At 68.6% G+C, this 11,807-nt stretch carries 13 protein-coding genes and 1 tRNA gene; 11 read left to right on the top strand and 3 right to left on the bottom strand.

Going from position 1 to position 11,807, the window contains the following annotated elements; genetic code table 11:
- Window positions 1-61 precede the first annotated feature (61 nt).
- From WFJ36_RS13840 to cydC, 5 genes are read left to right on the top strand one after another with little or no spacing between them, the layout of a single operon-like run.
- Window positions 62-736, top strand: coding sequence for a helix-turn-helix transcriptional regulator (locus tag WFJ36_RS13840; RefSeq protein ID WP_071329953.1), 675 nt, complete (start codon window positions 62-64; stop codon window positions 734-736).
- Entirely contained in the window at window positions 723-2,138 is a 1,416-nt protein-coding gene (locus tag WFJ36_RS13835) for a cytochrome ubiquinol oxidase subunit I (RefSeq protein WP_336643508.1), read from the top strand. The genes WFJ36_RS13840 and WFJ36_RS13835 overlap by 14 nt, the downstream gene beginning before the upstream one ends.
- A 14-nt stretch (window positions 2,139-2,152) precedes the next feature.
- On the top strand, window positions 2,153-3,181 hold the full coding sequence (cydB, locus tag WFJ36_RS13830; RefSeq protein ID WP_071329955.1) for a cytochrome d ubiquinol oxidase subunit II: 1,029 nt from the start codon (window positions 2,153-2,155) through the stop codon (window positions 3,179-3,181).
- Window positions 3,178-4,836: a thiol reductant ABC exporter subunit CydD gene (cydD, locus tag WFJ36_RS13825; protein WP_336643507.1), complete on the top strand. Its 1,659-nt coding sequence runs from the start codon at window positions 3,178-3,180 to the stop codon at window positions 4,834-4,836. Before cydB ends, cydD begins: the two co-directional genes overlap by 4 nt.
- A complete protein-coding gene (gene cydC / locus WFJ36_RS13820) occupies window positions 4,833-6,500 on the top strand; it encodes a thiol reductant ABC exporter subunit CydC (protein ID WP_336643506.1) in 1,668 nt (555 codons plus the stop codon). The genes cydD and cydC overlap by 4 nt, the downstream gene beginning before the upstream one ends.
- A gap of 3 nt (window positions 6,501-6,503) precedes the next feature.
- On the opposite strand, the gene WFJ36_RS13815 is transcribed toward cydC, so the two are convergent.
- Window positions 6,504-7,286, bottom strand: a complete 783-nt coding sequence (locus tag WFJ36_RS13815) for a hypothetical protein (protein WP_336643505.1) — start codon at window positions 7,284-7,286, stop codon at window positions 6,504-6,506.
- A 176-nt stretch (window positions 7,287-7,462) separates the two neighbouring features.
- On the opposite strand from WFJ36_RS13815, the gene WFJ36_RS13810 reads away from it, so the two are divergent.
- Window positions 7,463-8,509 (top strand): hypothetical protein, encoded by a 1,047-nt coding sequence (locus tag WFJ36_RS13810; protein ID WP_336643504.1) that lies wholly within the window; start codon window positions 7,463-7,465, stop codon window positions 8,507-8,509.
- A gap of 45 nt (window positions 8,510-8,554) precedes the next feature.
- Window positions 8,555-8,645, top strand: a tRNA-Ser gene (locus WFJ36_RS13805).
- A gap of 62 nt (window positions 8,646-8,707) precedes the next feature.
- Here the strand turns inward: WFJ36_RS13805 and WFJ36_RS13800 are convergent.
- A complete protein-coding gene (locus WFJ36_RS13800) occupies window positions 8,708-9,820 on the bottom strand; it encodes a site-specific integrase (RefSeq protein WP_336643503.1) in 1,113 nt (370 codons plus the stop codon).
- The gene (locus tag WFJ36_RS13795; protein WP_336643502.1) at window positions 9,807-10,379 is read right to left on the bottom strand and encodes a helix-turn-helix domain-containing protein; all 573 of its coding nucleotides are present in this window, start codon (window positions 10,377-10,379) and stop codon (window positions 9,807-9,809) included. Before WFJ36_RS13795 ends, WFJ36_RS13800 begins: the two co-directional genes overlap by 14 nt.
- Window positions 10,380-10,677: 298 nt before the next feature.
- Here WFJ36_RS13795 and WFJ36_RS13790 point away from each other — a divergent pair, with 298 nt between their 5' ends.
- The 4 genes from WFJ36_RS13790 to WFJ36_RS13780 all read left to right on the top strand — a co-directional run bounded on the left by WFJ36_RS13790 (window position 10,678) and on the right by WFJ36_RS13780 (window position 11,784).
- The gene (locus WFJ36_RS13790; protein WP_336643501.1) at window positions 10,678-10,875 is read left to right on the top strand and encodes a helix-turn-helix transcriptional regulator; all 198 of its coding nucleotides are present in this window, start codon (window positions 10,678-10,680) and stop codon (window positions 10,873-10,875) included.
- Between the two features lie 68 nt (window positions 10,876-10,943).
- Window positions 10,944-11,435, top strand: a complete 492-nt coding sequence (locus tag WFJ36_RS13785; RefSeq protein ID WP_336643500.1) for a hypothetical protein — start codon at window positions 10,944-10,946, stop codon at window positions 11,433-11,435.
- A complete protein-coding gene (locus tag WFJ36_RS17165; RefSeq protein WP_442927871.1) occupies window positions 11,432-11,665 on the top strand; it encodes a DUF3039 domain-containing protein in 234 nt (77 codons plus the stop codon). Before WFJ36_RS13785 ends, WFJ36_RS17165 begins: the two co-directional genes overlap by 4 nt.
- Window positions 11,662-11,784: a hypothetical protein gene (locus WFJ36_RS13780; protein WP_336643499.1), complete on the top strand. Its 123-nt coding sequence runs from the start codon at window positions 11,662-11,664 to the stop codon at window positions 11,782-11,784. The genes WFJ36_RS17165 and WFJ36_RS13780 overlap by 4 nt, the downstream gene beginning before the upstream one ends.
- Window positions 11,785-11,807 lie beyond the last annotated feature (23 nt).

Here is an 11,807-nt window from a genome sequence, read left to right as displayed (position 1 = left end):
CGGGCGATTATTCACGGCCCGGTTCCCCCACCGGGCACCGACCCCGGCCGATAATTGAGACATGTCCAACGGCGGGTCCGTCTGCGGGCCGATCTCCAGCTACTCCCGGGTGCGCATCCTGCACCTCCTCTTCGAGGCCGGGCACTCCGGTGCCTCCGGGGAACTCGCGATCGGCGATCTGTGCGAGGCCACCGGCCTCCACCCGAACACGGTGCGCGAGCACCTGCAGCGGCTCATCGAGGGCGGCTACGTCATCCCGACCGTGGAGCACCGCACCACGCGCGGTCGCCCGCGCACGCTGTACCGCGCTGCCACGGGTGCGCCGGATGCCTCCAGCCCGGTCGCGCGGAACAAGGCCAAAGCCGCCGCCCGTCGCGGCGACCTCCTCCGCAGCGTCCTCCCCGGTACCGGGACCGCCCTCGGCAAGGACGCCACCTACCAGCTCGACGCGCTCGTCGAGCACCTGGAGGAGAGCGGCTTCGAGCCGGTCGTGGACGACCGCGGTCTGACCGTCGATCTGAGCCCGTGCCCGCACGCGGCCGGCCGGCCGGAGGACCGCCCGATGCTGTGCCAGGTGCATCTCGGGCTGATGCAGGGCATCCTTGCAGAAGCGGGGGGTCCGCTCGAAGCCGAGTGCGTGCGCGAGGCTGCGCTCCCCTCCGAATGCACCGTGCAGCTGCGCGACACCGCCGCGCAGACGTCGAACAGAACGGGAGTCGCTCATGGAATGGCTTGATCCGCTCGCCCTGGCCCGATGGCAGTTCGGCCTGACGACCGTCTACCACTACCTCTTCGTCCCACTGACGATCGGCATGGCGCTCGTCTCCGCCATCTTCCAGACCGCGTGGGTGCGAACGGGCAAGGTGCAGTATCTGCACCTCACCCGCTTCTTCGGCAAGATCTTCCTCATCAACTTCGCGATGGGGGTCGTCACCGGCATCGTGCAGGAGTTCCAGTTCGGCATGAACTGGTCGGACTACTCCCGCTTCGTCGGCGACGTCTTCGGCGCCCCGCTCGCCTTCGAGGGGCTGCTGGCGTTCTTCTTCGAGGCGACCTTCATCGGCCTCTGGATCTTCGGCTGGGACAAGCTCCCGCAGAAGATCCACCTGGCCACCATCTGGTGCGTCTCGATCGGCAGCATCCTGTCGGCGTACTTCATCATCGCCGCCAACGCGTTCATGCAGAACCCGGTCGGCTACACGTACAACGAGGTGACCAACCGCGCCGAGCTCACCGACTTCTGGGCGCTGCTGACCAACCCCGTCGCCCTCGCCGCGTTCCCGCACACCATCTTCGGCGCACTCATGTTCGCCGCCGGTGTCGTCATCTCGGTGTCTGCCTGGCACCTGGCGCGCGGGCAGCACTTCGACACGATGCGCATCTCGCTGAAGTTCGGCCTCTGGGCGATGATCTTCTCCACCGCGGGCGTCGTGCTCACCGGCGACCAGCTGGGCCTGGCGATGTACGCGGCGCAGCCGATGAAGATGGCCGCCGCCGAGGCGACGTTCAACACCGTCTGCGGCGCCGATGCCTCCTTCAGCCTCTTCACGCTGGGCACGCCGGACGGCAGCTCGGAGCTGTTCTCGATCCGGGTGCCGTATCTGCTGTCGCTGCTGTCGACCCACACGCTCGACGCCTGTGTGCACGGCATCAACGACCTGAACGCCGAGTACGCCCAGACCTATGCGAGCACGGGCCTCACCGACTTCGCCCCCGTCCTGTGGATCACGTACTGGTCGTTCCGCTGGATGATCGGCCTCGGCATGGCCGCCGCCCTCGTCGCCGTCGTCGGCCTCTGGGTCACCCGCAAGAAGGCCACGAAGCCGGTCGCGCCGTGGATGTGGAAGATCGCGATCTGGTCGTTCCCGCTCGCGCTCGCCGCCAACATCATGGGCTGGGTGTTCACCGAGATGGGTCGACAGCCCTGGATCGTGTTCGGCCTGATGTCCACCCGCGACGGCGTCTCGCCCGGTGTGAGCGGGCTTGAGGTCCTGATCTCGCTGATCGCCTTCACCGCGATCTACGCCACGCTGGCCGTGGTCGAGGTCCGGCTTATCGTCAAGGCCGCCCAGAAGGGGCCGGACACCGACGAACAGCCCCATGAGGAGACGGCTCAGCTGCCGTCGGTCGTGTACTGAGAGGAACGAGCATCATGGATCTCGCAACGATCTGGTTCTGGGTGGTCGCCTTCCTGTTCGTCGGCTACTTCGTCCTCGACGGGTTCGACTTCGGTGTCGGCATGTCGCTGCCGTTCCTCGGCAAGAACGACGTGTCCCGCCGACAGGTCATCAACACGATCGGTCCCGTGTGGGACCTCAACGAGACGTGGGTCATCGTGGCCGGGGCGTCGCTCTTCGCCTCGTTCCCCGAGTGGTACGCCACGCTGTTCAGCGGGTTCTACCTGCCGCTGCTGCTCATCCTGCTCGCGCTCATCCTCCGCGGCGTCTCGTTCGAGTACCGCCATCAGCGGGAGAGCCGGAAGTGGAAGCAGGGCTTCGACCGGATGATCGTGATCGGCTCGGTCGTCCCTGCGCTGCTCTGGGGCGTCGCCTTCGGCAACATCGTGCAGGGGGTGGCGATCGATGAGAACCACATCTACGTCGGCGGCTTCTTCTCGCTGCTCAACCCGTACGCGCTGCTGGTCGGTGTGACGACCCTGCTGCTCTTCTTCCTGCACGGCGTGCTGTTCGTCGCGCTGAAGACGGACGGTCAGGTGCACGAGGATGCACAGAAGCTCGCGAAGAAGGCGGCCATCCCGACGATCCTCGGCGCCGCCGCGACGGTGATCTGGACGGTCGCGATCGCGATGGGCCGCGAGGCCCCGCTGCTCTGGCTGGTCATCGGCGCCGGTGCGCTCGCGGCGGTCAGCCTGATCGCGGCGGTCGGCTTCTCGCTCGTCCGTCGCGACGGGTGGGCGTTCTTCGCCGGAATGCTCACGGTCATGTTCGCCGTCGTCATGCTGTTCTCCGCCCTGTTCCCGTTCGTCATGCCGTCGACCATCGACCCGGCGTACAGCCTCACGATCGCCAACGCGTCCAGCACCCCGTATACGCTGCAGATCATGAGCTGGACCGCGCTGATCGCACTCCCGCTGGTCATCGCGTACCAGACCTGGACCTACTGGGTGTTCCGCAAGCGCGTCACCCGCCGGTCGATCGAGGGGGCTCCGGCGCACGCGTGAAACCCGTCGATCCGAGGCTGCTCCGATACGCGGCCGCCGCCCGGGGGTTCCTCCTGGCGTCGGCCGCGATCGGCATCCTCCAGACCGCGGTGACGATCGCCTTCGCCTGGCTCCTCACCGAGGCGGTCGTGGGCGCCATCGCGGGGCGCGACGTCACGGCGACCCTGCTCTGGCTGCTCGGGACCGCGCTCCTGCGGGGTCTGCTCATCGCGGCGTCCGACGCCGCAGGCACCCAGGCCGCCGCCCGGACCGGGATGCAACTGCGCGCGGCGCTCGTCGCGGCCGTCGGGCGTCTCGGCCCGGGCTGGCTCGCACAGCGCAACCAGACCCAGGTCGCCGTCACCGCCGGTCACGGCCTGGAAGCCCTGGATGCGTACTTCGCCCGGTACATCCCGCAGCTCGTGCTCACCGTCATCGCGACGCCGGTGCTCGTCGCGGTCATGTGGTGGCAGGACTGGCCGAGCGGACTCACCGCCGTCATCACCCTGCCGCTCATCCCGCTGTTCCTCATCCTCATCGGCATCGCGACCCGCACGGTGCAGAAGAAGCAGTGGCAGACCCTGCAGCACCTCGCCGCCCGCTTCGCGGACACGGTGCAGGGGCTGTCGACGCTGCGGCTGTTCGGCCGGGACCGTCGGGCGGCCGACCGCATCGAGGTGACCGCCGACGAGTACCGCCGCGAGACCATGAAGGTGCTGCGGTTCTCGTTCCTCTCCGGATTCGCGATGGAGCTGCTGTCGTCGCTCGCGGTCGCGCTCATCGCGGTCGCGGTCGGGTTCCGCCTGCTGTCGGGTGACCTGAGTCTGGAGGTCGGGCTCTTCGTGCTGCTGCTCGCCCCGGAGGCCTTCCTCCCCATCCGTCAGGTGGGCGTGCAGTTCCACGCGGCGGCCGAGGGTGTCGCGGCCACGGAAGACGTGTTCGACGTGCTCGATGCCGCGCGTGACCGGGACCGGGGCGGCGTGCGCCCGCACGACCCCGGCACGGATGCACGACCGAACCCCGTGGACTCGTCCGGCAGCCGGGCCGACGTCGTGCCGGCGGGGCGGGAACTCGTGGTCGAGGGACTCCGCGTGCGAGACCTTCCGCCGGTGTCCTTCGTCGCGGAGCCCGGGTCGGTGACCCTGATCGAGGGGCCGAGCGGCTCCGGGAAGTCGAGTCTGCTCGCCGCCCTCCGCGGGGCGGTGGAGTCCACGGGCACGGCGACCTGGGGCGGACGGGACATCGCCGAGCTCGCACCGTCCGACTGGCTCGCCTGGGCCGGGCAGACGCCGGGGCTGATGCGCGGCACGGTCGCGGAGAACGTCGCCCTCGGGGATGCCGCTCCCGACCTCGCCCGTGTGCGGAGCGCTCTGGATGCCGCCTGCGCCGAGGGGATCGAGGCCGACCGTGTGCTGGGTGTGCAGGGCGCCGGGCTGTCGGGGGGTCAGGTGCAGCGCGTCGCGGTGGCCAGGGCGCTGTACCGCCACGACGGAATGCCCGGGAGGCTGCTCGCTCTCGATGAACCCTCCAGCGCCCTCGACGCCGACACCGAGGAGCGGCTGTGGCGGTCGCTGCGCGCACGGGCGGATGCCGGCGCCACCGTCCTGCTCGTCTCGCACCGCCGCTCGGCCAGGGGCATCGCCGACCGGATCGTGGCGCTGGGGGTGAGCGCATGAACGAGACGACCCGCAGCGACCGGGTCCGGGAGGTGCTCCGGCTCGCGCAGCCGCCGTTCCGCCGCTTCCTCCCCGGGCTGATCTGGGGCGTGCTGTCGGCGGCCGCCGCCGTGAGCCTCCTCGCGGTGAGCGGCTGGCTGATCGTGAGCGCGTCGATCGTCGACTCCCTCGTGCCGCTGTCCATCGCGGTCGTCGGGGTGCGGTTCTTCGCCGTGACCCGAGCCGTCACGCGGTACCTCGAGCGGCTCAGCGGTCACGACGCCGCCCTCCGACAGCTCGCCACGACCCGGTCCGACATGGTGCGCCGCCTCATCCCGCTCTCGCCGGCGGGGCTCGGCGCGACGGACCGGGGCCAGGTGCTCGCGGCTCTCGTCGACGACGTGGAGAACCTGCAGAACCTCCCGCTCCGGGTCGTGCAGCCGCTCGCCGTCTCGGGCGTGGTCGCCCTGGGGGCCGTCGGCTTCCTCGCCTTCGTGTCGCCGCCCGCCGCGCTGACCCTCGCCGTCTGCCTCCTCGTCGCCGCGCTCGCCGCCGTCGGGCTCGGCTGGATCTTCGGCTCCCGTGCGGAGGCCGCGGTCTCGGCACGGCGGGCCGAGGTGTCCGCCGCCCTCGTCGACTACTTCGGCAGCCTCGATGTTCTGCTCGCGTTCGGCGCGGAGTCACAGGCCCGAGAGCGGATCCGCGTGGCGGATGCCGCCCTGCGTCGGGTCGTCGGTCGGGCGTCGCTCGCACAGGCCGTCGCGGCCGGAGTGGTCTCGCTCATGGCAGGGGTCGCATCCGTCTGGGCACTCGCGGTGGCGGCCCCTGGCCTCGCCACCGGAGTCATCGACGCCCCGTGGCTCGCGGTCGCGGTGCTCGTGCCGATGGTCGTGTTCGAGGTGTTCGGTGCCGTTCCGATCGCGGCAGCCTCGTGGCGGAGCGTCCGTGCGAGCGCGGAGCGCATCGTGGGCGTGCTGCCCGAACGGATGCCGCCGGAGCTGCGGACCGACGCGGGGCAGGACGTCGCGGTCGACGGCGTGCCCGCGCTCACGCTGCGGGGAGCCACGGCGCACTGGCCCGGCGGCGCGCCGGCACTGACCGGCATCGACCTCGACCTCGCGCCCGGCGAGCGGGTGCTCGTCTCCGGGGCGAGCGGGGCGGGCAAGAGCTCGCTGGCGGCCGCGCTCGTCGGGTTCCTCCACGTGAACGGCGAGTATCGGATCGGAGACCTGGACGCGGCCGCCCTGTCCGGGTCGTCACTGCGGCGCATCGTCGGTCTGTGCGAGCAGCAGCCGCAGCTCTTCGACGAGGACGTGCGGCAGAACCTCCTCTTCGCCAGGGACACGGCCACCGACGAAGAACTCCTCGCCGTGCTCGACCGTGTGGGACTCGCGGCGTGGGTGCGCGAGCGCGGAGGGCTCGATGCGCGGGTGGGCGACCGCGGTGCGCTGGTGTCCGGCGGTCAGGCGCAGCGGATCGCTCTGGCTCGCGCGCTGCTCCGTGGCTTCCCGGTGCTCGTGCTGGACGAGCCGACGGCGGGCGTCGACCCCGAGGCCTCGGACGCTCTCCTGCGCGACCTGCTGCAGGCGACGGGGGAGCAGTCGGTGCTGCTCATCTCGCACGTGGCGCCGCCCGCGGGGACGGTCGACCGGGTCGTGCGGATCGAGGGCGGCCGGACGGTCTGAGCCTCAGCCGACGAGGTTCATGTCGGCGGGCGGCTCCATCACGATGCCCTGCGCCTCGAACGCGCGACGGCGCTCCTCGATCCGGCGGTGCATCTCGACCTGGGCCTCGTCCACCACACGCGGGTCGAGGTCGACCGTCGGCGGATGCGGGTCGCCGTGGTGCGCGGCGATGTATGCGTCGAGCTCAAGGCCGCTGGTCCAGGAGGTGATGAGCGCATACCGGGGCCCTGTCCCGCGATGCCACACGGCATGCCAGAAGCGCTGCGTGTCGACGATGATCCGGGAGCCGGCGCGCAGCGGCAGCCGGACCTCGGTGGCCGGGTCGAAGCGGTCGGAGCGGAGGATGAGCATCGAGTCGGTGTCATCGGTGAGGTTGTAATACCCGCGGACCACCCAGCCCGTGCCCGGCTCGTTGAGGCGGTTGTTGTCGTCCTGGTGCAGGTTGTAGATCGCGTCGGCGTAGTCGTTCGGCTGGAGCTCGATGACCCGGCAGCGGCCGACGCCGGCGCCCGGGGCCAGGGCGCGGCGCTGCAGGGTCGGGGCGATCGCGACCTGTGAGGGAATCCAGACGCCGTCCTTGTCGGTGCGCGGCGGCGTGTGGTTCCAGAAGCCGTTGCAGTCGATGTCGCCCGCGTAGCTCGTCAGGGGCGCGAAGCGGGTGATGCCGGAGGAGCGCCAGCCGACGTACTCGAGGTCCCGCCACTCGGACGGGTCCACCGGGGTGGTCTCGTCGTCGAGGACCACGTATCCGGTCTCGGCGAGCGCCGCAGACGTGATGAATCCCATGCTGCTTGCATCCTTCCCGTCGTTCTGCCCCCGGAGGCGGCGGGTTCTTAGGCAATCCTAATCCCGACCTCCCCTCGCCGACCCACCCCCTTGCGTGTGTCCCACCCCCTTCCGCCCGCACGCAGCGGGGTGGCTCGGCCGGAAGGGGGTGGGTCGGCGAGGGATATCCTGAGGCCATGACGCAGCCCCAGGGTGCCCTTCTCGTGGGCAGTGTGAACTTCGACGACGCCGAGACCACGATGCGCACGGCGGCGGAGCTGCTCGGCGACCGGTTGCGCCGCATCCCGGACGGCGAGGTGGGCAAGCGGTTCCACTGGATCATGTTCCAGCCCGACGTCATCGGCCAGGCGGACGGCATCGAGCGGATCGGCGACGAGCCCATCCCGTTCCCCGCCGGCATCGACGCACGGGGTCTCCGGATCGCCGAGGGCGTGGACCCGGCGACGATCGCACTGCCTCCGCTGGGGTACGCCTCGGCCGCGATCGAGTCGTACGGGCTCTTCGCCCGGCTGCGTGAGGAGGGGGCCATCCCGGCGGGCACCCGGTTCCAGGTGTCGCTGCCCACCCCGCTCGCCGTCATCTCCTCCTTCTTCCACGGCGACGACCGGGCCGCGATCGAGCCCGTGTACACCGCCGCGATGCTCCGCGAGCTCGACGAGATCCTCGCAGCGATCCCCCACGACGACCTCGCGGTGCAGTGGGACGTCGCGAGCGAGATGGGCATCATCGAGGGGGCCTCCGGCTACGGCGCCGTCATGGCGGCGTGGTGGCCCGGTGACCCGTTCGACGGACTCGTCTCGCGTCTGGCCGGCCTCGTCGACGCCGTCCCGGACGGCGTGGAGGTGGGCGTGCACCTCTGCTACGGCGACGCGTGGGAGAAGCACTTCTTCGAGCCGACCGACGCCGGCTCCCTCGTCCGCTACGCCAATGCGGTCATCACCGCGGCCCATCGCCCGCTCACCTGGCTGCACCTTCCCGTGCCGATCGGTCACGACGACGAGGCCTACTTCGCCCCACTCGCCGCGCTCACCCCGGTCGAGGAGCTCTACCTCGGCCTCGTGCACCGGGAGGACGGCGCGGAGGGTGCGCGTCGCCGGATCGCCGCGGCCGTCCCGTTCGCGCCGGAGTTCGGCGTCGCCACGGAGTGCGGCATCGGGCGTGCCCCCGCCGGATCCACGAAGGGCATCCTCCGCGCCCACGCCGAGGTCGCCACCGCCTGGTGACCCGCCGATTCGCGCGCTCGGCCCCGGTGTCGTAAACTGATCCGCGGTGACGTGTCCGAGCGGCCGAAGGTGCAACTCTCGAAAAGTTGTGTAGGGTAACCCCCTACCGTGGGTTCAAATCCCACCGTCACCGCCAGAATAGAAGCCCCGCATCCCGTTGGAAACACTGGGATCGCGGGGCTTTTTCTGTTTCCGGCGCTAGTCCGTGGACACCTCAGTGGACACATTCACCTTGGACCGAGCCTGATCGAGAGCGTCGGCAACAGCGTTCAGATCGTCGTCAAACAGGTCGATGTAGACGTCCAGCGTCATCGCTGCGGAGGCGTGACCGAGCATCCGCTGAACGGCCTTCACGTTGGCGCCAGCCGATACAGCCAGGGAGGCAGCCGTGTGTCGCAGCCCGTGCGGGGTGACGCGGGGGAAGGTTGGATCCTCGGCCTGGGCGCGCTTGACCGCGGCGGCGAACCAGCCATCGCGCGAGTTGGGAAGACGCAGGTGGTCGAAACCGTCGCCGAAGGCGAGCGAGTCGAGGGAAGGCCGTGACGCGACGATCGACTGCAGGCGGTCGGCCACGAAGGCGGGATACGGCACCCACCGGGACTCGTGCGTCTTGGGTGTACCGACATGGATCTTCGATCCCACCATCACCGCGTTCTCCGTGACGTTCAAACGCCGCCTAACGACGTCGATATCGCGGACCCTCAGTGCGGTCGCCTCACCCCACCGGAGCCCCGTGTACGCGAGCACATCGACGAGGAGAGCATGTTGGCCAGCGCACCGGGCGAGCAACGCGGCCTGCTCGTGCGTCAGGTATGTCTTGCCGGCGGCACTCTTGCGGGGGAGGTTCACCCCGCGCGCTGGATTCGATTGCAGGCGGCGATCCTTCACGGCCACGTCCAGGATGCCCGCGAGCACCCCATAGATGCGCAGCACGGACGTCGCGGAGAGCCCGGCCGTCAACTCGCTCACCCATGCCTGTACATCGCTGTGTCGAATGCTGCCCACGCTTCGACGACCCCACCGAGGCTCGACATACAGCCGCCACGCGCTCTCTACGGGCCTCAGAGACGAAGGTTTGAGGTGTGACTGTCCGGCGAGCCAATCTGCCCCGAGGGCGGCCACCAGCGCCTTGCTGTCGGCGGCGTCGATGAACGTGCCCTGACTCTTCGACGATTCGATGCTGTGCAGGAACTCTCGAGCATCACGTTTGGTCTTGAAGCCCCGCTTAGACGTCTGCTTTCGGTCGGGTGTCCGATATCGCACCCGGTAGAGCGTCCTTCCGCCCGCCGAGTACGCCTCAATCGTCGCCATCGGGAAGGCCGGTCTCATCGATCTTGTAGTAGGTGAGGTCGATGCCGAGCCCGGTTAGTTCCTCGGTCAGATCGCGGAGCCGACTCTTCTGTTCCTCGACGATCGCTGCCCAGTTCGCGGATTGGTCACCCTTGGAGATCGCCGTCTCAGCGCGAGTCAGCTGACTACGGCTCGAGTAGTAATCCCGCAGCATTCGAAGTCGAGTCATCGCGATCATTTGCTGAGGTGACGCGGCACTCCCCGGTTTCTTGCCGGTGATGAACCAATCAATGGCAGAGTGCGCCCTTGCCGATTCGGTTCGGGCCTCACCGCGCGCGGTTTCTATGAAGACGTTCGGTTGCTCAAGCGGGAGTGCAAGGGCGACTGGCGGGATGTCCAGCGCCCACGCAAGCGCAAGCATCTCGTCGATCGTGATGTCCCGTTTGCGACCGTTCTCGATGTTCGAGATAACGGCCCGGGAGATGGGCACTCTCTGGCTTAGACGTTCGGCGCTCAAGCCCGACAGCTTGCGGTAGTAGGCCAGCCGCGCGCCGAACCCGTCGCTAGGGCGTTGTGTCATGCGAGCAGTCTAGGCGTGACCTCCCTTGCCACGATGGATCATGAGCAGGAGCGATGTGACTTGCGCCGTAGTTACCCAACCTGGTATCTTGGCTACGCAAGCACAACTCAATCCCTCGCCAGCCCCCTGAGCCACAGGGCGCCTACGGCGGGGGAGACAACTAAAGATCGCCGCATTGGGTACTCGTTAGCACTGGCCGTTTGGCAGGCGTGGTGACCGCGAGGCAGCGGGACAAACAGACTTCAGGGCTCACCGAAACAGGGAGCTCTAATCAGAAAACCCACGAAAGGAGGGCTCGATGGACGAGCTTCTAACACCGGAGCAACTTGCAGAGTTCCTGCAGGTTTCGACGGCAAGCCTGGCGAATGACCGCTACCTCGGCAAGGGGCCGCGATTCATCAAGCTCGGAGGGCGCGTGAGGTACCGCAAAGCGGATGTCCTTGCTCACCTCGACGAGAACGTGCACACGCGCACCGACATGCGCGTGCCCGCCTGAAACAAAAAGAAGGCCCAGACCGGCGGCAACCGGATCTGAGCCAAGTAGTCAAACGAAGGAGATTCGAAATGACTGGTAACACCAGTAAAGCAGATTCGCGCACCAACCGCACCTTGTTGGCAGCGGGGGTGGAGAGCAAAGCGGCAACTCCACCCCCAACCCGCCGCGACCCCGGCTGGGAGGAATACTCGGCCGCCTTCCTCCGGGCGCACCCTGAGGTGTCAGCAGCAGCGCCCTCGTGGACAGAGGAACTCGAGTTCCTGGACATCGAAGACGAGGTGGAGGGAACTGTCTTCTCCTTCTCTCGGACGATCCGGGATGTCGAGCTCTACGGCGGGGGACGCCTCCGCCCGGACGGCCGCGTCGAGCTCTACGACAACGGAGTGCCGAACATCTATATCCGTGACGAACTTCGAGCCGACCAAGACCCGGACGTGGCGCGTTGGGCGATCGACGTGGCCGAAGACCTGGTTGCCGCAGCGTTGTTGTTGAAAGGCGAACCCAGGTTGTTGAAGCGAGATGCGGCGACCGAGGAAGCGCTTCGGGAGCGGGAGCAGTGAACGCCCAGACGATCACACGTCCCACAGCAACAACGTCGCAGCAGGACGATGTGGTGAATCACTGGGTTCCCAAGTCGGCGATCATCGCCAGCCTGGTAAACGGTGAACCCGCTAGAGCTCTCTGCGGGTCAACCGAAGTCCTCTCCTCGCAGGGAGGCGGGTCAGTGGCTGCCCGCGGTGCAAGAACATGCCCGCGGTGCCAGAGCATCTACGAAAGGTTGCTGCCATGACAACGACCGAGATGCAGGCACGCAACTCGCGGCCGGACCTGTTCGCCATCGCGGACGACCTACTCGAAGCCGAGCTGATCCGCGCGGGCGGGCTGAGCTTCGATCGCATCGAGCGCTAGACCCACTGCCCCTCACCGCCGGC

Source organism: Microbacterium sp. MMO-113 (genome assembly GCF_037148555.1).
GTDB lineage: Bacteria > Actinomycetota > Actinomycetes > Actinomycetales > Microbacteriaceae > Microbacterium.
This window is presented reverse-complemented; position numbering and strand designations above follow the sequence as displayed.